Genomic DNA, 21636 nt, shown 5'->3' on the forward strand with positions numbered 1-21636 from the left:
CGTCACACGCCGGTTGGGGCGCCGGCGAAGTGCCGGCGCCGGGGAGTCAGCCGTCGATGCGCAGGGCGTCGGCATCCACGCCACGCACACCGCGGATATTGCGGGCAGTCTCGATGGCCAGTTCCTTCTCGGCCGCGCTGAGCACGCTGCCACCGAGCTCGACCATGCCGGCCTTGGTCTCTACCGAGATATCCAGGCCATCGAGCTGGCGGTCATACAGGTAGCTGGACTTCACCTTGCTGGTGATCCAGGCATCGCTGATGGCGCGCGTGGTGTCTTCGGCCGCCTGCTGGGCCTGGGCGGCAGTGCTGTCGGCCTCACTCACGCTGAGGTGGTTGTTGACCCGCTCCACACCCTCGGTGTTTTGCGCCAGATGGCCGGCCAGTTCCTTGGCCTCGGCCGAGCGAGCGTTACCCTTGAGGGTGACCACGCCGTTCTGGGTGTCGACATCGATGTCCAGGCCCTCGGTATTGCTGTTCCACAGCAGCTTGGACTTGACCATGGCGGTCAGGGTGGCGTCATCGAATTGCTGAGCCAGGCTGCTTTGCTGCTGGCGCGGCTGGGTGTCGGGGTCCACCAGCAGACGGTTGTCCACCTTCTTCACGCCCTCGGTGCCGAGCGCCAGCTGGCCAGCCAGGTCGCGATCGATGTCGCTCTCCACCTTGCCGGTCAGCACGGCCACGCCGTTCTCCACATCCACATCGATGCTGAACGGGCTGAGATGGCGGTTGAGTGCGATCGCCGTCCAGATCGAGCCTTCCTGGCGCGCCTCACTGAGCTGGCGACCGAGATCACCCTCGGCGGCCTGGGCGGCCAGAGGTGAGAGACCGAGCACACCGGCGGTCAGGGTGGCCAGGGCGAGTTTCTTCATCTGATACATGGCGGTTCCTCCAGATACGTGTCCGTTGCAGCCGCCTTGGCGACCGCTGGATGAGATATCGCAAGCCCTGTGCCAGCCCTGGATAATATTTTTTATCCATATAAATCATATAGTTAGCAGATGCACATAGACGCCCACCGCTTGCATTGTGCAAGGTCGCCTGAAAATCACCGTGCAACTTGCACGACATTGCGCTGACTAAGCTGCACAGCAATAACGGAGAGCCAACGATGCCCAATAGCCCGAACAACAGTGGACGCATCCTGCTGGTGGACGATGAAGCCGCCATCCTGCGCACCTTCCGCTATTGCCTGGAAGACAGCGGCTATCAGGTCGCCACCGCCAGCAGTGCGGCCCAGGCCGAAACACTGCTGCAGCGTCAGGTGTTCGACCTGTGCTTCCTCGACCTGCGCCTGGGCGAGGACGATGGCCTGGAAGTGCTGCAACGCCTGCGCGTGCAGGCACCCTGGATGCGCGTGGTGATCGTCACCGCCCACTCGGCGGTGGACAGCGCAGTAGACGCCATTCAGGCCGGCGCCGCCGATTATCTGGTCAAGCCGTGCAGCCCTGAGCAGCTGCGCCTGGCGGCCGCCAAACAACTGGAAGTGCGCCAGCTGGCCGCGCGCCTGGAGGCCCTGGAAGGCCAGATGAAACGCACCCAGGACGGCCTCGATTCGCACAGTCCGGCCTTCATGGCCGTACTGGAGACGGCCCGCCAGGTAGCGGCCACTGATGCCAACATCCTCATCCTCGGCGAATCCGGTACCGGCAAGGGCGAACTGGCCCGGGCCATCCACGGCTGGAGTCGACGCGCGCGCAAACCCTTCGCCACCATCAACTGCCCGTCACTGACGACCGAGCTGATGGAAAGCGAACTGTTCGGCCACAGCCGCGGTGCCTTCACCGGCGCCAGCGAAAGCACCCTGGGCCGGGTCAGCCAGGCCGACGGCGGCACCCTGTTCCTCGACGAAATAGGCGACTTCCCGCTGCCGCTGCAGCCCAAACTGCTGCGCTTCATTCAGGACAAGGAATACGAGCGGGTTGGCGACCCGGTGACGCGCCAGGCCGATGTACGCATTCTCGCCGCCACCAACCTCGATCTCGATGACATGGTGCGCGAGGGGCGTTTTCGCGAAGACCTGCTGTACCGCCTCAACGTCATTACCCTCAAGCTGCCCCCCCTGCGTGAACGCCGGGAGGATGTCATGACCCTGGCCGAGCGTTTTCTCGCGCACTTTGTCAGCGAGTACGGCCGCCCGGCGCGCGCCTTCAGCAATGAAGCCCTGGCCACCCTGCAGGACTATCACTGGCCCGGCAACGTGCGCGAACTGCGCAACGTGATCGAGCGTGCCAGCATCATCTGCCCCGGCACAGAAATCGAACCAACGCACCTCGGCCTCACGCCCAGCACCACGGACAACGCCGCCAGGGTCGGGGCCGCCTTGAGCCTGGAGGAGCTGGAGAAGGCCCATATCGCCGCCATGCTGGCCACCAGCCCGACCCTGGAACAGGCCGCCAGCACCCTGGGCATCGACGTCTCCACCCTGTACCGCAAACGCAAGCAGTACGGCCTATGAAACTGCGCAGCCGGCTGTTCATCAGCAGCAGCGCACTCATGACCCTGGCCCTGCTCGGCCTGCTGCTGGGCATGGCCAGCACCCTGCTGCTGACCCGCGAGCAGAACCAGGCCATGACCCGCAACCTGGAGATCATCGATGCCAGCCTCGGCATGCGCCAGGAGATGGGCAGCCAGGTCATCCTGCTGCTGCGTGACCGCCTGGATCGCCAGGAGCTGGAGGCGTCCGACCAGCGCTTCCGTCAGTGGCTGCAACGGGCGGCGGCGGGCGCCATCGATGACAGCGATCTGCAGGCGGTAACCGAGATCGAGCGTGCCTACAGCCACTTCGACCATTTCCTCGACAGCCCGCTGCAGATACGCCGCGACCTGCTCAATGACGACACCTTCGCCCTGGCCCTGCAGGCCTTGCGTGACCGTATCAATGCCGTGCAGACCCGCTATGTGCAGAGCGTGGAGCAGGAACAGCAGCAGGCCCGCGAGCGGGCCTGGCTGGTGGCCGGCCTGCTCGGCCTGATCAGCCTGGCGCTGCTGGTAACCGGTTTTCTGACGGCGCATGGCGTAGCCCAGCGCTTCGGCCGACCGCTCGAAGCGCTGGCCGCCGCCGCCGACCAGATTGGTCAGGGTGACTTCCAAATCGCCCTGCCGCAGACCCGCGAAGCCGAACTGGCTTCGCTGACGCAACGTTTCGCCCAGATGGCCGAGGCGCTGAGGCAGTTCCGCGCCAGCCGGGTCGCAGAGCTGATCGCCAGCCAGCGGCGCCTGCAGGCGGTGCTCGACAGCATCGATCACGGCCTGCTGATCATCGGCTGTGATGGCCGCCTGGAACATGGCAACCCCGTGGCACAACGGCAGTTTGGCTGGAGCGAAGTGCCCAGCGGGCAGGCACTGCCACAACTGCTGGAACATGCGCCGCTGGCCGAACAGCTGAGCCAGGCACTGGCGGGTGAAACCCCACGGCAGGGCGAAGACCTGGTGATCGACAGCGACGGCGAACAGCGCCTGCTCAGCTACAGCCTGACCCCGGTGCAGGATGAAGAGCGCGGCATCCTCGGGGCCGTCATGGTGCTGCGTGATGTCACTGCCCAACGCGCCTTCGAGCGCGTGCGCGGGGAGTTCGTACTGCGCGCCTCGCATGAGCTGCGCACGCCGGTTACCGGCATCCACATGGCGTTCAGTCTGCTGCGTGAGCGGCTCGTCCTGCCCGAAGAGGGCCGCGAGCAGGATCTGATGCGCACGGTCGACGAGGAAATCCGCCGCCTGGTGCAGCTGATCGACGATCTGCTCAATTTCTCGCGCTACCAGAATGGTCTGCAGGTCCTGCGGCGCGAGCCTTGCGACCTGGCCGAGCTGCTTGAACAGGCCCGTGAGCGTTTTGCCCTGGAAGCCGCAGAGCGCCAGGTGATGCTGAGCGCCGCCAGCGAGCAGCCACTGCCGCACCTGAGCCTCGATGCGGGGCAGATCGCCAGGGTACTGGATAACCTGATCAGCAACGCCCTGCGCCACAGCGAACCGGGTGACGCGGTGCAACTGCAGGCAAAACGCCAGGGTGAGCGCGTGATCATCAGCGTGCAAGACCAGGGCCAGGGCATCCCCTTCAGCCAGCAGACCCGCATCTTCGAGCCCTTTGTCCAGGTCGGCTCGCGCAAGGGTGGTGTCGGCCTGGGCCTGGCACTGTCGCGGGAGATCGTGCAATTGCACAGCGGCCTGCTCGGTGTGCACTCACGACCGGGCCAGGGCGCTAACTTCTACCTCAGCCTGCCGGTATGAGGCGCAAGCAGAGCGCTGGGGCTCGATAACCTGCGGCGCGCAGACTGGGTTACGCCACGTAGGTTGGGTCGGGCCGCGTAGGTTGAGGTGCTAGCGCCGAAGCCCAACGGTGCGACAAGTTGGGCTTCGCTCAACCCAACCTACCTGCTATCCCTGTAGCCCGCGCCCCATCCTTGCCTCAACACTCCGAACACACAACGCAAAAAGCCGCCCGCAGGCGGCTTTGACGTGATCTGCGCTCAGCGCAAAATCGGGTCGAACTTGTAGCGGCGCCCCGCTGCCAGAGCCAGGACAAAGGCCACAGCGGCAATACCCGCCACCCATTTGATCAACGGTGCCAATGGCGGATACAGCCACAGCACGGCCAGGCTAAGCAGGGTAGTAATCAGCATGCAAACGGCACTGGTGGACATGGCAGGCTCCTGGCTCAGAACACCCAACGCGGTGTGTGGTCGATGGACTGCGGCTGGCGCACGGCCGTGTCGGTGTCTTCATCGGCGATACGCTGCCAGCGACCATCCTGACGTGCGGCACGGGCAGCCTGGCGACGCAGTTCGGCAAAGGGCTGCACGGCAATGGAGTTGCGCGCCTCGACCGTCGGGTGGGTGGGTACGGTGAGCTCGGCGGTCATGCCGCCAACCTTGGCCGTATCGGCAATGTCATTGGCGTAAGCACCGCTGACCAGCAATGCAGCAGCACAAAACAGGCTCAGGCGGGCGGTGTACATGGCGCTTCTCCATCAGCAGTCAGTCGGGCTTACAACCTGACTTTTGCAGCGAGCATGCCAACCTGAAACAGGCAATTTAATCCATATAAATCAACAACTTATAACCATCAAGCACGACAACGGTCATGCATTTTGCAAGACCGTGCATTTTTCATGATTGCAAAATGCACGATCAGCAATCGCACGGCAGAATCACGCTGAAACACGAGCCCTCGCCCAGCTGGCTGCTCAGCTCGATGCGCCCGCCGTGGGCCTGGACGATCTGCTCGCTGATGAACAGGCCCAACCCCAACCCCTGGGGTGCGCCGTTGTCAGCGACCCGCTCGAACTGCTCGAACACGCGCCGCTGATCCGCCGCAGAAATGCCCATCCCCTGATCGCGCACGTCGACACGCGCCTCCTGCGCCTGGCAGTAAACGCTGACCTCCACCGGCTTGCCCGCGCCATAGCGCAGGGCATTGGTCAGCAGGTTGGCCAGTACCTGCTCGATGCGAAACTCGTCCATCAGCACCGGCGCCGGCCCCTCGACACTCAGCGCCACCCGGCTGTCGGCATGGGCGAACTGAGGGCTCAGGTTCTCCACCACGCGCCCGGCCAGCACGCCCAGGTCGCTGGGCTGGGGACGGATCGACAGCTTGCCGGTGCGGATACGCGAGACATCCAGCATGTCGTCGATCAGCCGCGTCATGTTGCGGATCTGCCGCTCGTCGCGCTCGGTCATCTCGCGCAGCTTGTCCGGGCTGAAGGCATCGCTGTTGTTCTGCTGCAGACGCAACTTGCGCAGCTGCACTTCCAGGGTCAGGCCATTGAGCGGCGTGCGCAGCTCGTGGGAGACCACGGACATGAACACGTCACGCATCTGTACCGCTCGCTGTAGTTCGGCCTGGGTTTCACGCAGCTCGTCGAGCAGTGCTTCCTGTTCACGGCGCGCCGCCTCCAGCGCATCGAGCTGGCGGTTGAGCGCCTTGCGCTGGCGATACAGCTCGACGAATACCGACACCTTGCTGCGCACTTCGTGGGGCGACAGTGGCTTGTGCAGGAAGTCCACCGCACCGCTCTCGTAGCCCTTGAAGGCGTAGTTGAGCTCGCGCCCAGCAGCGCTGACGAAGATGATCGGGATCTGCTTGGTCTTTTCCGTGCCGCGCATCAGCTCGGCCAGCTCGAAGCCGTTCATGCCCGGCATCTGCACATCCAGAATGGCCAGGGCGAACTCGTGTTCGAGCAACAGCGACAACGCCTCATCGCCACTACGGGCCTGGTACACGGTGCGTTCCTGATCCTGAATCAGCTTCTCCAGGGCCAGCAGGTTCTCCGGCCGGTCGTCGACGATCAGCAGCTTGGCTTCAATCTTCCTTAGCATGATGGGGCATCCAGTTCGGCCAGCAGACTGTGCATGGCAGCCAGGGGCAGGAGAAAATCCGGTTGCAGCAGCGCCAGGGCCGCCTCGGGCATGGTAGGCACCTGCGCCTCGGCGGGACTCTGCACCAGGGTCAGGCCACCGGCGCGCTGCACGGCCAGCAGACCCGTGGCGCCGTCTTCGTTGGCCCCCGTGAGCAGGGCAGCCGCCAGACCTGCGCCATAGGCGTCGGCGGCAGACTCGAAGAGGATATCGATGGAGGGCCGGGAAAAATGCCGCGGCTCTTCCCGGCTCAGGGAAAAGCTGTGGTCACGCTCGATCGACAGGTGATAGCCGGCGGGCGCGACATAGACCACGCCGGCTCGCAGCCGCTCCTTGTCCTCGGCCTCCTTGGCCGGCAGGGCCAGGCGCCGGGCCAGCAGCTCGGCCAACAGGCTGTCACGGCTGTCCGGCACATGCAGCAGGCACACGATGGGCAAGCCATAGTCACCGGGCAGGTCCACCAGCAAACGCAACAGGGCCTCCACCCCGCCCGCCGATGCCCCGATCAGCAGCGCTTCGGGGGCCGGGCGTGCCTGCCCGCGCACGATGATTCGCCGTGACCCGTTCATCGTTTGCGAAAAATCCGTTCCTGGCGCACCAGCGGCTCGAACTGCTGGGCATAGGCGGAGAAATCCAGGCTCTCCTTGCTGCCCAGACCGAGAAAGCCGCGGTGGCAGAGGGAGTCGTGGAACAGGCCGAGCGCGCGATCCTGCAGCTCGCGATTGAAATAGATCAGCACATTGCGACAGGACACCAGCTGGGTTTCGGCGAACACGCTGTCGGTGGCCAGGCTATGGTCGGCAAAAACCACGTTGCGCCGCAGCATCTTGTCAAACAGCACGCGGTCGTAGGCCGCCGAGTAGTAGTCGGAGAAGGCCCGCTGGCCACCGGACTTCTGGTAGTTCTCGGTGTAGGTACGCAGGTTGCTGAGCGCGAAGATGCCCTGCTCGGCCTTCTCCAGCGAGTGCGGGTTGATGTCGGTGGCGTAGATCATGCTGCGTTCCAGCAAGCCCTCCTCATGCAGCAGGATGGCCAGCGAGTAGACCTCCTCGCCGGTGCTGCAACCGGCCACCCAGATCTTCAGCGACGGGTAGGTGTGCAGCAGCGGCACCACCTGCTCGCGCAGGGCGAGGAAGTAGCCGGGGTCACGAAACATTTCGCTGACCGGAATGGTGAGGAACTGCAGCAGCTGCATGAACGCCTGCGGGTCGTGCAGGATGCGCTCCTGCAGCGCGGAGATGGTCGCGCAATCGAGCTGCTGCTGGGCCTGGCGCACCCGGCGCTTGAGCGAAGCGCCGGAGTAATTGCGGAAGTCGTAGTTGTAGCGCAGGTAGATGGCCTCGATCAGCAGGCGCAGCTCGATCTGGTCAGGCATTCACAGACGCTCCAGCTTGGGCATCCACACGCGGATCAGCGAGAACAGCCGATCCAGTTCGATGGGCTTGGCCAGGTAGTCGTTGGCGCCCGCCCGCAGGCAGCGCTCCTGATCGTCCTTCATCGCCTTGGCGGTCACCGCAATGATCGGCAGGTTCTGCCAGCGCGCCTCCTGGCGGATCAGCCGCGTCGCCTCGTAGCCGTCCATCTCCGGCATCATCACATCCATCAACACCAGGTCGATGTCGTCCACCTCGCGCAGCTTGGCCAGCGCCTCGATACCGTTGCGCGCGACCTCGACCACAGCGCCCTTCTGCTCCAGGGCGCTGGACAGGGCGAAGATATTGCGCACGTCATCGTCCACCAGCAGCAGGCGGCGCCCCTCGAACAGCTTGTCGCGGCTGCGCGCGGTCTTGAGCATGCGCTGACGCTCGCCGGACAGCTCCGCCTCGACCTTGTGCAGGAACAGGGTGACCTCGTCGAGCAGGCGCTCCGGCGAGCGTGCACCCTTGATGATGATCGAGCGCGAGTACTTGAGCAGCTCGGCTTCCTCGTCGCGACTCAGGTTGCGCCCGGTGTAGACGATCACCGGCGGGAAGGAGCAGATGTCCTCCCTGGCCATGCGCCGCAACAGCTCATTGCCCTGCATGTCGGGCAGCTTGAGGTCGATGATCATGCAGTCGAACACGGTGGTGCGCAGCTTCTCCAGCGCATCGCTGGCCAGCTCGACGGCGGTGATCTCGACATCGTCGTCGCCGATCAGACGGGCGATGCTGTCGCGCTGCAGCGGGTCATCCTCGACCAGCAGCACGCGCTTGACCTGCTGGTTGAGCTTGGCTTCAAGCCTGCCGAATACCTCCTTGAGCTGCTCGCGACTGGTCGGCTTGAGGGCATAACCCACCGCGCCCAGGTGCAGGGCCGCTTCGCTGTGATCGTCCACGGACACCACATGCACCGGGATATGCCGGGTCACGGCCTCATCCTTCAGGCGCTGCAACACACCCAGCCCGGAACCGTCCGGCAGGCGCATATCGAGCAGGATGGCGTCGGGACGGAACTGCCGGGCCAGCTCCAGCCCCTCGTCGGCGCTGGCGGCGACCAGGCAGGCGTAGCCCAGCTCGTGAGCCAGGTCGAACAGGATGCGGGCGAAACGCGATTCGTCCTCGACGACCAGCACGCAACGGCCACCCCGCTCACCGAGCTGCTCGCGGTCATCGGCAAAGGCCGCCAGCGGACGTGGCGCGGGTACAGCCGGCGCCGCTGCCGGCAAGGGTGCCGCAGCGGCAACGGGCAGCGGCCGGGCAGTCGGCGCCTCGGTGAACTGTTCAGGCAACAGCAATGTGAAAACGCTGCCCTGGCCCTGCTGGCTGCTCACCGAGAGGCTACCGCCGAGCAGCCCGGCCAGGTCACGGGAAATGGACAGGCCAAGGCCAGTACCGCCGTAGCGGCGATTGCTGGTGCCGTCGGCCTGACGGAACGCCTCGAAGATCACGGCCTGCTGATCCTCGGCGATACCAATGCCGGTATCGCGAACCGTGAAGGCCAGGGTCTGCTCGTCGTGGCGCGCGACGCTGAGGCTGACGCTGCCGCGCTCGGTAAACTTGAAGGCGTTGGACAGCAGGTTGCGCAGTATCTGCTCCAGACGCTGACGGTCCGTGAACAGCTGCTCCGGCAGCCCGGCAGGCTGCTCGACGACAAACTCCAGACCACGCTCGCCGGCCAGCGGCACAAATACGTCACGCAGGCCTTCGAGCAGGCTGCTCAGCGGCGTGCGCTCGGGGCGCACCTCCAGCTTGCCGGCTTCGACCTTGGCAATGTCGAGAATGTCGTTGATCAGGTTAAGCAGGTCGTTGCCGGCCGAATAGATCGATTCAGCGAACTTCACCTGCTCGGCATCCAGGTTGCCCTGCGGGTTTTCGGCCAGCAGCTTGGCCAGGATCAGCGAGCTGTTGAGCGGCGTGCGCAGCTCATGGCTCATGTTGGCAAGGAATTCCGACTTGTAGCTGCTGGCGCGCTGCAGCTCTTGCGCACGTTCCTCCAGTTGGACCTGGATGCGCCCGAGGGACGTATTGCGCTGGTCCAGTTCGTCACGTTGGTCAGCCAGCGTCTGCGCCTGCTCGGCCAGCTTCTCGTTGGTCTGCTCCAGCTCGGCCTGCTGGGTTTCCAGATGTGCCTGCGACTCCTTGAGCACCCGCGCCTGCTGCTCCAGTTCCTCGTTGGCGGCGCGCAGCTCTTCCTGCTGGGTCTGCAGCTCCTCGTTGAGCTGCTGGGTCTCGCCCAGCACTTCCTGCAGACGCTGGCGGTACACGGCAGTCTCCAGAGAAATGCCGAGGCTGCCGGCAATGGCTTCGAGGAACTCGCGATCGCGGGCCTGCAGCGGGCGCATGAAGGCCAGTTCCAGTACGCCATTGACACGATCATCCGCCTGCAGCGGCACCAGCATCACACTGACCGGCAGCCCTTCGCCCAGCCCGGAGGCAACCTTGAGGTAGTCCGCCGGCAATTGCTCCAGCTGCACCAGACGACGACTCTGGGCCGCCTGACCTACCAGGCCCTCACGGCTGTAGAACTCACGCCCCCGCGCCTCATCGGCAGCGCTGAAGCCATACCCGGCAATGCGCTGCAGATCACCACTCTGGGACTGGCGCAGATACAACGCGGCCACCACGCAGCCGAGGTAGTCGGCGATAAACGCCAGTGAGCGGTCAGCCAGTTCCTGCACCCGGTTCTGTCCAAGCAGACACTCCGCCAGCTGGGTCTGCCCCCCCTGCAACCAGGCACGCTGGCGTTGCTCGTCGGCATAGAGGGCCTGCTTGGCCATGGCCTGCGAGTAGAGCGTCGACAGGTTGAGCAGCTCGCGGCGACCAAACAGCGCCAGCAGGCCGCTGAACAGGATGCTGACCAGCAGGTAGGCGCCCGTACCCCAGGTGGCGATGTCGTTGGCATCGCGGTTGCGCTCCTGCCGCAGGTCACGCTCGCTGGAGATAAAGGCATCCAGCTCGCTGCGGATACCGTCAGTCAGGTTCTTGCCCTGCCCGCGCGCCACGGCCTCCAGGTAGTTTTCACCCGCTCGGCGCGCCGCAATGACCTGCTGAGCGTACTCGTCCCACTGTTCCTGCAGTGCCAGTATGCGCTGCGTGCGCTGCACCTGGGCCGGGTTATCGGCAACCTGGGTGCCCAGCTCCTCGATCAGCGCGCGGAACTTGCCACGCGCCAGGTCGTAGGGCTCCAGAAAGTCTTCGTTGCCGCTGAGCAGGAAGCCGCGCATGCCGGTTTCCATGTCCAGGCTCAATTTATAGATCTCGCTGGCGCGGTTGAGCGCCTGATCGGAGTGCTCGACCCACTTGATCACATTCAGCAGATAACCAATCACCACGGCAAAGAACAGCGCACTGATCAGCCCCAACCCCAGGGGAATGCTGACGTTGCGGTTGAGAATCCGACGGAAACCGTCCTCGTCCATTACAGCCTTGCTCGATTCTTGTACGTCCATTCGTGACTGGCTCACTGCTAATGTGGCGGGTGCGCGTGGCAAACTGACCGCATGATGCAATCAAAGTTTGCCAAACTTAGCCGCGCTTTACTGTCATAACCTCAACGTTGAGAGCACGATGTCCACCGACGAGCCCCCTATCCGCAAATGCGTTCTGCTGGTCGAAGACGACGACATCGTCCGCATGCTCACGGTCGAGATACTGGAAGAGTTCGGTTATCGCGTGCAGGCCATGAGCGATGCGCCGAGTGCCTTGCGGCTGTTGCAGCAAGGCGAGCCCGTCGACCTGCTGATGACCGACGTCGGCCTGCCCGGCCTCAGTGGCCGGGAGCTGGTGCAGGCCACCCGCGAATTGCGACCGACCCTGCCGGTGCTGTTCGCCAGCGGCTATAACGAGCAGGCCATCGTCGATGAAGCGCGCCAGAGCCACCCAGACGCTCGCACCGAGAGCATCGTAAAACCCTATGACCTGAACCAGCTGGCAGACTGCCTGGGCCTGCTCGCCAACGCCTAGACCACAACCGCACAGGTGCCTGAAACAAGGCGGCGGCGCAGTTCCAGCACTTGTTATCCGGCGCGCGACTGTCAGAAAAAATACATGTGGCAGATCGCGATAAGCCAACTAGGATGAGATTTCCTATTACCAAAGGAAATTTCAGTATGCGGCATTCATTCCTGTTTGGTTTAACCATGTCTGCCGGTCTGGCCCTGACCGGCTGTGCCAGTGACATTACCCAGCCTGAGCAATATTCCGGCTTCCTGGGTGAATACTCGCAATTACAGCCCACCACCTCCGCCAGCGGCGCACCTGTGTTGCGCTGGGTATCACCCGACTACCAGGGCGACCGCTACAACTCGGTGTATGTCGAAAAGCCGGTGTTCTACCCGGCGCCCACACCGAGCGAGCAGGTCAGCCAGGAAGCCCTGAACCAGGTCGCTACCTATCTGCACAGCGCCATGAAGCGCGAACTGGCCCAGCGCATGACCGTGGTCGAAACGCCCAACACGGATACCCTGGTACTGCGCAGCGCCATTACTGCAGTAACGGCGGAGACCGAAGGCCTCAAGCCCTATGAAGTCATTCCCATCGCCCTGGTCATCGCGGCCACCAGCACCGCCGTCGGCACGCGCGACCGCAACACCGATATCTACGTCGAACTGGAAGCGCTGGATGGGCGCACCAGCCAGCCGATGATACGCGTGGTGCGCAAAGGCCACGGCCTCGACCTGGAAAACCGCGACAGCCAGCTGAGCCTGGCCGACCTGAAACCCGCGCTGGATGTGTGGGCAAAGGACGCCAGCGCCTTCAAGCCCTGATGGCAGGCCATCAGGCTGGTGGATGAGGATTGACCAACGCGGCCTGGCTCAACAGTCTGGCCGCTTGACCTCATGGAGACCGCCATGCCCAGCCTCAATCCCAGCCCCGCACAACTCGCCGAGTTCGCCGCCCGGATGCCCGCCGGCCAGCCGATCATGATGCTCAACCTGCTGCGCTACAACGCCACCGCCAGCTATCCGGCCGGCAGCGAACACGCTGCCTGCACCGGTCGCGAGGCTTACAAGCGCTACAGTCGCACGGCCATCGCCAAGGTGCAGGGCGTCGGTGGCCGGGTGGAGATCCTGGCGCCCGTACAGGTGGCGCTGATCGCCCCGGCCGGCGAAGCCTGGGACGACATGGTGCTGGTGCGCTACCCCTCGCCGGAGGCCTTCCTGAGCATGCTCAACGACCCCGAGTACCAGGCCGCCACCGTGCATCGCACCGCAGCCCTGTTCGACTCGCGCCTGATCGGCACCACCCCGCCCGCCTGAGATTGCCGCTCACCCTCGGGCAAAACTGCCGCGCCACAAAGCGCCTTGGCGAGTAAAGGATCCTGGGCGCTGTAGAACGAAAGCCGCGCCACCTGCGCGGCAGCAGCAGTGCGCCCTCAGGTATCGCTCAGCGCGCCCTCAGGAAGCGCTATTGAGCACCACGAGTATCGCCGCGCTCTCGGCATCCGCCTCGCCGTCGTAACGGGCCGGCCGATATTTCATCTGGAAGGCGGCCAGCACCCGGCGCGTGGCCTTGTCCCATTCGCCGGTCTGTGGCGTCGGGTAGCCGAGCTGCGCCAGTTGCGCCTGGAACCAGGCGGCATCCGGCAGAGCCGTGGCCAGGCGCTGCTGTTCACGGGCCACCGCGGCGGCCTCCGGCCAGCGGATCAGCCCGGCCTCGGCCAGGCGCTTCCAGGGGAACAGCGGGCCGGGATCGACCTTGCGCTGCGGGGCGATATCGCTGTGGCCGATGATGCTGTCGAGCGGCAGATCGTGGCGCTTGACCAGATCCTTGAGCAACACGATCAGCGCCTCGATCTGCGCTTCGCTGTAGGGCTGCCAGTAGCGCCCGCTGGGGCCGTCGAAATAGCCCTGGTTGACCAGTTCGATGCCGAGGGTACTGGCGTTGAGCCAGGTACGCCCCTGCCACTCGCTGACGCCGGCGTGCCAGGCACGACGGTTTTCATCCACCAGGCGGTAGACGGTGGCCGGCGAGTCGCCGATCAGGTAATGGGCACTGACCTCGCCCTGGGTCAGCAGTTGCAGCGAACGCTGCAGGTCGGCAGAGGTGTAGTGCACCACGATGTACTGCACGCGGCTGCTCTGGCCCTGAGCCTGGTAGCGGTCGTCGATGCGCAGACCGCTGCCGGTACAGCCGGCAAGGAACAGGGCACAAAGGGTGAGGGTGGCAAGTCTCATTGATCTGTACACAGGCTCAAGGGGTGATATGCAGGATGCTCTGCAGGTTATCCAGCAGCATGTCGACGCTGAGCATGATCAGCAGCATGCCGGTCAGCCGCTCCACGGCGGTGAGGCCACGCGGGCCGAGGAACTTCTGTAGCCAGGAAGCCTGCAACAGGATACTGGCGGTGGCCAGCCAGGCCAGACCGACAGCCAGGTACAGCTCCCAGATCGGCCCTTCGAAGGTGCTGCGCAAGGTCATCAGCACGGCCAGAGCCGAGGGTCCGGCCACCGCCGGGGTGGCCAGCGGCACCAGCAGCGGCTCGCCATCCGGCAGGTCGCCCAGCACGCCCTCGGGCTTGGGGAAGATCAGGCGCATGGCAATTACGAACAGGATGATGCCGCCGGCAATCGCCGTGGCTTCGCGCGACAGGCCCAGGCCACTGAGAATCTTCTCGCCGAAGGTCAGAAAGATCATCAGCAGCGCCAGCGCCAGCAGCAACTCGCGCAGCGCCACGCGCATGCGCCGCTCGGGGGCGACGTTCTTCAGAGCGGCGAGGTAGATGGCGATGTTGCCGAACGGGTCGGTGACCAGAAAAACCAGAACGGCGATGCTGAAGATGTCCATGCGGGGCTCCTTGGAAGGTGCGCACAGTTTATCCGGCGCCGGCGCTGTCGTCTGTCCGCCGCAACACCGAAGAAACATGTGACACAGATCACACAAGGGCAGCCCTACCTGACACGGGGCCGGCCACCGGGGACAAACGGCCATGCGCTGCGGTCACAGCAGCGTATCGTGATGACATGCTCAACGAGGATGACGCCATGCGCCGCGTGCTGCTCTGGTTCAAACAGGATCTGCGCCTCGACGACCACCCTGCCGTACAGGCCGCCCTGGATGCTGACCGTATCGTGCCGCTCTATGTCTTCGACCCGGCACAACTGCAACCGGGCCCGCTGGGCAGCAGTCGCCTGGGCGTGCACCGCGCGCGCTTTTTGATGGAAAGCCTGGCAGCCCTCGACGGCGAATTGCGCCAACGCGGCTCCGGCCTACTGGTACTGCAGGGTCGCGCCGAACAGCTGATTCCACGCCTGGTCGAACAGCTCGATCTGGACGAAGTGCTAACTCTGGATGAAATCGCCCCCGAGGAGCGTGCCCAGCTCGCCAGCCTGCGCGCCACGCTGGGGGCCGACAAATTGCGCGCACTGCCGGCCAACCACCTGCTCCAGGCCAGCGAGCTGCCCTGCGCACCCGACAAGCTGCCCAGCGTGTTCAGCCAGTTCTGCGCACTGGTCGAGCAGCGCCTGCCGATCTTCCAGCCGCGCCCGGCACCCGCACGCCTGGCGGCCCTGCCGGACAATGCCAACGCCTATTTCGCCGCCCTGCCCAGCCTCTCCCAACTCGGCCTGGGCGAGCCGCTAAGCATGGCCGGCAGTGCCTTCCCGTTCTCCGGCGGCGAACCGGCCGGGCAGGCGCGCCTGCGCGATTACCTGTGGCAGACCCAGAATGTGCGCCATTATCAGGACACACGTAACGACCTGATCGGCAGCGAATATTCGTCCAAATTCTCACCCTGGCTGGCCAATGGCAGCCTGTCGCCACGCCGGGTGATGGCCGAACTGCGCCGTCACGAGGCCCAGTACGGCAGCAATGGCTCGACCCGCAGCCTGTGGCGGCAGCTGCTATGGCGTGACTTCTTCCGCTGGACGCTGCTACGCCACGGCGCCGCGCTGTTTCGCCGCGACGCTCTCAAAGCCACGGCACGGACGCCAGACCAACTTGATGCGCGTTTCGAGCGCTGGTGCCAGGGCCGCACCGGCATGCCGCTGGTGGATGCCAACATGCGTGAGCTGGCCACCACCGGCTTCATCTCCAACCGCGGCCGCCAGGTGGTCGCCAGCTACCTGGTTGGCGACCTGCAGCAGGACTGGCGGCATGGCGCCGCCTGGTTCGAAGAGCACCTGCTGGACTATGACCCGGCGAGTAACTGGGGGAACTGGGCCTACCTCGCCGGCGTTGCCAGCGCCCCGCGCGGCCGCGAGCTGTTCAATGCCCTGCGCCAGGCCCGCCAATACGACCCGGATGGTGCTTACGTCAGCCTCTGGCTACCTGAGCTGCAGGGTGTACCCGCGCACCTGCGGCACACGCCTTTCCTGCTGTCGCACCTGCAACTCGATGCCATGGGCTACCCGCGCCTGGAGCAGGTACCGGAGCACTGGAAACCCTATCTGCCCAGCGCCGCCTGAGGCCGCTTAGCCCAACACGATGCGGTTGCGTCCTTCGCGCTTGGCGCGATAAAGCGCCTGGTCAGCCCTGGCGAAAGCCGCCTCGCTGGACTCGCCGGAGGCAAAGGCAGTCAGCCCGGCAGACAGGGTGATGGACATGGGCTCGCCGCGAAAATGGAAGGGGCAGGCCTCGATGGCTGTGCGCAGCGTCTCCAGCAGCTGCTCTCCGCCTTCCAGCGGCGTGCTCGGCACCAGCAGGACGAACTCCTCGCCACCATAGCGCGCGAGGAAGTCGGTCTTGCGCAGCCGTTTGTTCAGCTCGCCGGCGATGATCTTCAGCACTTTGTCTCCGGCGAGGTGACCATAGTCATCGTTGATCCGCTTGAAGTGGTCGATATCCAGCACCGCCAACAACAGATCACCGCCATAGCGACGCCAGCGCGCCAGCTCCAGCTCCAGCCGCTCACTCCAGCCCGCGCGGTTGGGCAGACCGGTCAGCGGGTCGGTAAGGGCTTTCTGCCTTTGTTCTTCCAGATGCTCACGAAAGCCTTGGGCCTCCTGCTCCATCTCGGTCACACGCTGTGCCAGGGCCTGCAACCGTTTGGCCACTTCCTCCTCACGACCCTCTCGGGCGCGCTGGTGCTCAGTGACCGTGCTGAGCAGACCTTCCAGACGCCGCTCGAGCGCCTGCTTGAGACTGGGCAGATCGACCGCATCCTGTACGCTGGCCTGCAGGTCGCTGACCTGTTCACGCAGCTCCTGGTTGAAGCTGCGGGCACTTTCCACCGACTCGCTATAACCCTCGTGGGCCTCGCTCAGGGTGTGGATAAATGCCGCCAGGCGCTCATTGAGCAGCTTGAGATAACCGGCGAACTCGCGCTGACCGCTGTCGGTCACCGCCAGCACCAAGACCGCTAGATCATCCAGCACGGGCACCAGCTCATACCAATTGAGACCACCGTTCAGCCGCTCACGCAGGGCATCGCCCTGGGGCTGGTGATGTGCCGGCAGATCAAGCTCGTCGAGCAGCCGCGTCAGACTCTCGGCCACATGCGGCGCCACCGCACTGTAGCCGGGCTCTGGCCGGTCCGGCAGGGCAAAGTCAGGGTCGCCCTCGCCGGTCAGCATGCGCGCATCCAGTGGCAGGCTGTCCAGTGTCGGCGCCTTGGCCAGCGGCGCCACGGCGGCGACCTGCACGAAGGACGCCTGCGCAGCCGCCGTGGTTGCGCGGATCAGAGACTCGCTGGCCGGCTCCTGCGTGGTCGAGGCAGTCGGAGTCTCTGGAGCAGACGCGTCCTCAGCCTGATCCACAACAGCCACAGCCGGGGCCTGATGCTGAACGGGCTGGCTTTCCTGGTGTTCCTCTGTCCGCTCGCGGCTGCCGAACAGACGCTGCAACAGGCCTGGTTGCGCCACCACTTCACCAGCGAGCACCGCCAGGGTCTTCTCCTGCAGACTGCCGAGTTCGGCCAGCAACGCCGGCACTTCACGGGACTGGCTGGCGCGCTCGTCGATACGCTTGGCGAACTGCTTGAGTGCCCGACGCACTTCGCGTGGTGGCTCCATGGCCAGCAGTTGCTGGGTCAGGCTGGTAAACCCGGCAACGCTCTGCTCCACGCGTTGCTGGCGACGTGTTTCCGAGTCCAGCACGGCACGCTCCAGGCGTGGGATCAGGGCAGCCAGACCGGCATCCATCTTGTCTCCGCGAATCAGCTCGCGCAGCTCCTGCATGCACTGATCCACTGCCTTGTCGCTGCCTTCGGCCGCCAGTGAGCTGCGCACCAGGCCGCGGCGCAACAGGTCGAGACGCTGGTTCCACAGCTTCTCCTGTTGCTCCTGCTGTTCCAGGCTCTTGAGGTATTTGGCTTTCCAGCGCTGGGCTTCATCGGTCATGGTGGCGATCCAGTGGCAAAGCCACTACAGCATAGGCAGAGTCAGAGCACTCGGCAGACGAATGTCCACCGCGACCGGCAGATGATCGGAGATCGGCTGACTGAGCACCTCGACCCGCTCCAGGGCCAGCTCGGGGCTGAGCAGAATATGATCCAGACAGCGCTGCGGGCGCCAGCTGGGAAAAGTCGCCTCAACCTGCGGGGCGAGCAGGCCGAGGTCGCGCAGTGGCGAATGCTGCAACAGGTCGACGGCGTGGGTATTCATATCCCCCATCAGCACCACATGGCGGTGCCCCTCGATCAGCTCGCGCACATAGGCCAGCTGCCGGGTACGCACCCGCGCGCCCAGTGCCAGGTGCATGTTGATCACCAGCAGAGCGTCAGCGCCCTCGCCAAACCGCAGCAGCACCGCACCACGACCGGCAGGGCCGGGGAGCGGATGGTCTTCCAGATGGCTTGGGCGCAAGCGGCTGAGTACACCGTTGCTGTGCTGGGCGAAGCGACCGAGATTACGGTTGAGCTGCTGGTACCAGTAGGGGAAATCACCGAGCTCGGCAAGATGCTCGACCTGGTTGACGTAGCCGGAGCGCAGGCTGCCGCCATCGACCTCCTGCAGGGCCACCAGATCGTAGTCGCCAAGCAACGCGCCGATGCGCTGCAGGTTACCGCTGCGCCCCCTGTGCGGCAGAAGGTGCTGCCAGCTACGAGTCAGGTAATGGTGATAGCGTGCGGTGCTGATACCAACCTGGATATTGAAGCTGAGTAAACGCAGCAGCCCAGCATCCTGGCGCACACCGGAGTCCTGGCAGTGGCCGTTGACCTGCGTTTGACGCAGGCCGGCGACACGCCTGGTGCTCCAGCGGCGCAACATGGCGATGAACTCAGTTGGCGCTGCGTTCTTTGTCGATCAGGAAATCAGCCACATCCAGCGCCTGTTCAGGGCCACCCGAGCTACCGATATCGAAACGGTATTTACCGTTGACGATGAGCACCGGCACACCCTTGATCTGGTAGGCCACAGCCAGCTTCTTGGCCTTGGCCACCTGACCTTTCACCGCAAAGGAATTGTAGGTGCTGAGGAACTTGTCCTTGTCCAAGCCCTGGCCGGCGAGGAACTCCGCCATTTCCTCGGGAGTCGCCAGCTTGCGCTTTTCCTGATGAATGGCCTTGAACACCGCATCATGCACCTGCTGCTCAACCCCCATGGATTCGAGCGTGATGAACAGCTGACCATGAATATCCCAAACTCCGCCAAACATGGCGGGAACACGCACGAAGTTCACGTCCTCCGGCAACTTGTCGACCCACGGATTGAGCGTCGGCTCAAACTGATAGCAATGCGGGCAGCCATACCAGAACAGCTCTACCACTTCGATCTTGCCTGGCTGCGACACCGGCACCGGGTTGCTGAGCTCTTCGTATTGGCGGCCGGCCTCAATACTTTCGGCCTGGGCGAAAGCACCAAACAGACTGAGAGAGGCAAAGGCAGCGCCGAGAATCAGGTTACGCATGCAAAACTCCTTGGCATTGGGAACCGCTCAGGGCGGACGCCGATTCGACCGACGCCGCGCTGGCAGGTTCCGGCATTGTAGCGGCAGCGCCAAAGAAAAAGGGTGGCCATGGCCACCCTTTTAGTTCAGCGCAGTAAGACTCAGTGCAGGCCCTGAATGTAGCTGGAAACAGCCTGGATATCCTTGTTGCTCAGCTTCGCGGCGATGGCGCGCATGATCATGCTGTCGCCATCGTTGGTGCGGTTGCCCTCGCGGAAATCGGTCAGCTGCTTGGCCACGTACTGCGCATGCTGACCACCCAGGTGCGGGTAACCGGCAGGCGCGTTACCGGCACCTTCAGGAGAGTGGCAGCCGGTACAGGCCGGCATGCCTTCCTCGATCTTGCCACCACGGAACAGAGCCTCGCCGGCCGCGACCAGCTTCGGATCGGCGGCACCGACGCTCATCTTCTGGCTGGCGTAGTAGGCGGCGATGTCGGCCATGTCCTGATCGCTGAGCGGATCCAGAATACCGGTCATTTCCAGCACGGTACGCTTGCCGCCCTTGATGTCATGCAGCTGCTTGAGCAAGTAACGCTCGCCCTGACCAGCCAGCTTCGGGAAGTTTGGCGCGGCACTGTTGCCATCCGCACCGTGGCAGGCGCCACACACCGCAGTCTTGGCCTGACCGGCCTCGGCATCACCGACGAGCGGGCCGGCGGCATGCGCTGCAGCGGAGACACCCAGGGTCAACAGCAGGCTCACGAGTACTTTGTTCATCAGCTAATCCAATAACGGCTAAGTGTATTAAGAGTTTTTACGGGACTACTCGCTCATCACCTTGATGACAGCCTGGTAGTCCTCGGCACTGCAGTCCATGCACAAGCCACGAGGTGGCATGGCATTCAAACCGTTGGTGACACTCTGTACCAGTGCATCCATACCTTTGGCCAGCCTGGGCTCCCAGGCTGCCTTGTCGCCACGTTTGGGCGCCATCGGCAATTGACCGTCGTGACAGGCCGCACAGGCCTTGGCATACACCGCTTCCGGATCCTGCGCCGCCTGAACGGCACTCGACAAGCACAGCAGCATTGCGCTGGTGACCAGCATTCTCTTCATAGCCAACCTCATCAGGGATGGGAACGGCCTGCGTCTGGTCGCGCAGTGGTTGTGACTCGTTCCCAGAAGAAGGACAAAGCGCACACAAAATCTGCGGCATTATATACTGACGACGCTGAAACGGAAGCGACAGCATGCCGCGGCCCCTTGCCGCACCTGGCGCGCAACGCCTCCAGCCCCTGTCCCAAAGCGGATTCCCCATGTCAATCAAAAACCCCATCCTCGGGCTGTGCCAGCAGGCCAGCTTCATGATTAGCGCCGCCAAGGTCGAACAGTGCCCCGAAGACCAAGGCCTGGAAGTGGCTTTCGCCGGCCGCTCCAACGCCGGCAAGTCCAGCGCGCTGAACACCCTGACCCACGCCAGCCTGGCGCGCACCTCGAAGACCCCGGGGCGCACCCAGTTGCTCAACTTCTTCCGCCTGGACGACGAGCGCCGCCTGGTCGACCTGCCCGGCTACGGCTACGCCAAGGTGCCGATCCCACTCAAACAGCATTGGCAAAAACACCTGGAGGCCTACCTGGGCAGCCGCGAAAGCCTCTGTGGCCTGGTGCTGATGATGGACATCCGCCATCCGCTGACCGAGTTCGACTGCATGATGCTGGACTGGGCCAAGGCCAGCGGCATGCCGCTGCATATCCTGCTGACCAAGGCCGACAAACTGGCCTTCGGAGCGGCGAAGAACGCCTTGCTCAAGGTACGCCAGGAAATCCGCAAGCAATGGGGCGACGAAACGGCCAGCATCCAGCTCTTCTCGGCGCCGAAACGAATGGGCGTGGAAGAAGCTCAGTTGGTACTGGCGCAATGGCTGGGCCTGGTCGAAGGCGAGGCAGAGGAAGGCGAAGAAGCCTGAGTCGCAAGCAGAAAATTGCCAGGAGGCATTTTCGACGGCGCTGGCGACAGCCCAGAGGGTTTTCGCCAGACAAAAAAAACCCCGGGCTTCGTATGGGGAGGGAGAAGACCGGGGTTCAATTCTGAACCGCT

The 21636-nt window shown here is 64.2% G+C and carries 21 protein-coding genes; 7 read left to right on the plus strand and 14 right to left on the minus strand.

The window, feature by feature from the left end:
- Nucleotides 1-46: 46 nt before the first annotated feature.
- Nucleotides 47-880 (minus strand): BON domain-containing protein, encoded by an 834-nt coding sequence (locus ACF8C6_RS17180; protein WP_392500390.1) that lies wholly within the window; start codon nt 878-880, stop codon nt 47-49.
- Between the two features lie 230 nt (nt 881-1110).
- Between ACF8C6_RS17180 and algB the strand changes: the two genes are divergently transcribed.
- Nucleotides 1111-2457 carry a sigma-54-dependent response regulator transcription factor AlgB gene (gene algB, locus ACF8C6_RS17185; protein ID WP_392500391.1) on the plus strand — a complete coding sequence of 449 codons (1347 nt, stop codon included), beginning with the start codon at nt 1111-1113 and terminating at the stop codon, nt 2455-2457.
- Nucleotides 2454-4226 (plus strand): KinB sensor domain-containing domain, encoded by a 1773-nt coding sequence (locus ACF8C6_RS17190; RefSeq protein WP_392500392.1) that lies wholly within the window; start codon nt 2454-2456, stop codon nt 4224-4226. Before algB ends, ACF8C6_RS17190 begins: the two co-directional genes overlap by 4 nt.
- 239 nt (nt 4227-4465) lie before the next feature.
- On the opposite strand, the gene ACF8C6_RS17195 is transcribed toward ACF8C6_RS17190, so the two are convergent.
- The 6 genes from ACF8C6_RS17195 to ACF8C6_RS17220 all read right to left on the minus strand — a co-directional run bounded on the left by ACF8C6_RS17195 (nt 4466) and on the right by ACF8C6_RS17220 (nt 11219).
- Nucleotides 4466-4639 (minus strand): PA3371 family protein, encoded by a 174-nt coding sequence (locus tag ACF8C6_RS17195; protein ID WP_392500393.1) that lies wholly within the window; start codon nt 4637-4639, stop codon nt 4466-4468.
- A 14-nt stretch (nt 4640-4653) separates the two neighbouring features.
- Complete coding sequence (locus tag ACF8C6_RS17200) at nt 4654-4953, minus strand: hypothetical protein (RefSeq protein WP_392500394.1); 300 nt, start codon at nt 4951-4953, stop codon at nt 4654-4656.
- A gap of 172 nt (nt 4954-5125) precedes the next feature.
- The gene (locus ACF8C6_RS17205; RefSeq protein WP_392500395.1) at nt 5126-6313 is read right to left on the minus strand and encodes an ATP-binding protein; all 1188 of its coding nucleotides are present in this window, start codon (nt 6311-6313) and stop codon (nt 5126-5128) included.
- Nucleotides 6307-6921, minus strand: coding sequence for a chemotaxis protein CheB (locus tag ACF8C6_RS17210; RefSeq protein WP_392500396.1), 615 nt, complete (start codon nt 6919-6921; stop codon nt 6307-6309). Before ACF8C6_RS17210 ends, ACF8C6_RS17205 begins: the two co-directional genes overlap by 7 nt.
- Complete coding sequence (locus ACF8C6_RS17215; RefSeq protein ID WP_277687947.1) at nt 6918-7727, minus strand: protein-glutamate O-methyltransferase CheR; 810 nt, start codon at nt 7725-7727, stop codon at nt 6918-6920. The genes ACF8C6_RS17210 and ACF8C6_RS17215 overlap by 4 nt, the downstream gene beginning before the upstream one ends.
- Entirely contained in the window at nt 7728-11219 is a 3492-nt protein-coding gene (locus ACF8C6_RS17220) for a response regulator (protein ID WP_392500397.1), read from the minus strand.
- A gap of 118 nt (nt 11220-11337) precedes the next feature.
- Here ACF8C6_RS17220 and ACF8C6_RS17225 point away from each other — a divergent pair, with 118 nt between their 5' ends.
- From ACF8C6_RS17225 to ACF8C6_RS17235, 3 genes are all read left to right on the plus strand, one after another.
- Nucleotides 11338-11733, plus strand: a complete 396-nt coding sequence (locus ACF8C6_RS17225; RefSeq protein ID WP_392500398.1) for a response regulator — start codon at nt 11338-11340, stop codon at nt 11731-11733.
- A 176-nt stretch (nt 11734-11909) separates the two neighbouring features.
- Nucleotides 11910-12536, plus strand: coding sequence for a DUF3313 domain-containing protein (locus ACF8C6_RS17230; RefSeq protein ID WP_392500399.1), 627 nt, complete (start codon nt 11910-11912; stop codon nt 12534-12536).
- Between the two features lie 84 nt (nt 12537-12620).
- Complete coding sequence (locus ACF8C6_RS17235; protein ID WP_392500400.1) at nt 12621-13028, plus strand: DUF1330 domain-containing protein; 408 nt, start codon at nt 12621-12623, stop codon at nt 13026-13028.
- A gap of 138 nt (nt 13029-13166) precedes the next feature.
- On the opposite strand, the gene ACF8C6_RS17240 is transcribed toward ACF8C6_RS17235, so the two are convergent.
- Nucleotides 13167-13946, minus strand: a complete 780-nt coding sequence (locus ACF8C6_RS17240; RefSeq protein ID WP_392500401.1) for an N-acetylmuramoyl-L-alanine amidase — start codon at nt 13944-13946, stop codon at nt 13167-13169.
- Nucleotides 13947-13962: 16 nt separating this feature from the next.
- On the minus strand, nt 13963-14556 hold the full coding sequence (locus ACF8C6_RS17245; RefSeq protein WP_277687941.1) for a MarC family protein: 594 nt from the start codon (nt 14554-14556) through the stop codon (nt 13963-13965).
- A 176-nt stretch (nt 14557-14732) separates the two neighbouring features.
- Here ACF8C6_RS17245 and ACF8C6_RS17250 point away from each other — a divergent pair, with 176 nt between their 5' ends.
- Nucleotides 14733-16175 carry a DASH family cryptochrome gene (locus ACF8C6_RS17250; RefSeq protein WP_392500402.1) on the plus strand — a complete coding sequence of 481 codons (1443 nt, stop codon included), beginning with the start codon at nt 14733-14735 and terminating at the stop codon, nt 16173-16175.
- Nucleotides 16176-16181: 6 nt separating this feature from the next.
- Here the strand turns inward: ACF8C6_RS17250 and ACF8C6_RS17255 are convergent, their stop codons facing one another.
- The 5 genes from ACF8C6_RS17255 to ACF8C6_RS17275 all read right to left on the minus strand — a co-directional run bounded on the left by ACF8C6_RS17255 (nt 16182) and on the right by ACF8C6_RS17275 (nt 20645).
- Nucleotides 16182-18047, minus strand: a complete 1866-nt coding sequence (locus ACF8C6_RS17255) for a diguanylate cyclase (protein ID WP_392500403.1) — start codon at nt 18045-18047, stop codon at nt 16182-16184.
- Nucleotides 18048-18071: 24 nt separating this feature from the next.
- A complete protein-coding gene (locus ACF8C6_RS17260) occupies nt 18072-18917 on the minus strand; it encodes an endonuclease/exonuclease/phosphatase family protein (RefSeq protein ID WP_392500404.1) in 846 nt (281 codons plus the stop codon).
- A 10-nt stretch (nt 18918-18927) separates the two neighbouring features.
- Nucleotides 18928-19557 (minus strand): thiol:disulfide interchange protein DsbA/DsbL, encoded by a 630-nt coding sequence (locus ACF8C6_RS17265; RefSeq protein WP_392500405.1) that lies wholly within the window; start codon nt 19555-19557, stop codon nt 18928-18930.
- Between the two features lie 140 nt (nt 19558-19697).
- On the minus strand, nt 19698-20315 hold the full coding sequence (locus ACF8C6_RS17270) for a c-type cytochrome (protein ID WP_392500406.1): 618 nt from the start codon (nt 20313-20315) through the stop codon (nt 19698-19700).
- Between the two features lie 45 nt (nt 20316-20360).
- Nucleotides 20361-20645 (minus strand): c-type cytochrome, encoded by a 285-nt coding sequence (locus ACF8C6_RS17275; protein WP_392500610.1) that lies wholly within the window; start codon nt 20643-20645, stop codon nt 20361-20363.
- 209 nt (nt 20646-20854) lie between these two features.
- Between ACF8C6_RS17275 and yihA the strand changes: the two genes are divergently transcribed.
- A complete protein-coding gene (gene yihA, locus ACF8C6_RS17280; protein ID WP_392500407.1) occupies nt 20855-21505 on the plus strand; it encodes a ribosome biogenesis GTP-binding protein YihA/YsxC in 651 nt (216 codons plus the stop codon).
- Nucleotides 21506-21636 lie beyond the last annotated feature (131 nt).

The sequence above is a fragment of the Pseudomonas sp. zbq_18 genome (assembly GCF_043102245.1).
Taxonomy (GTDB): domain Bacteria; phylum Pseudomonadota; class Gammaproteobacteria; order Pseudomonadales; family Pseudomonadaceae; genus Aquipseudomonas.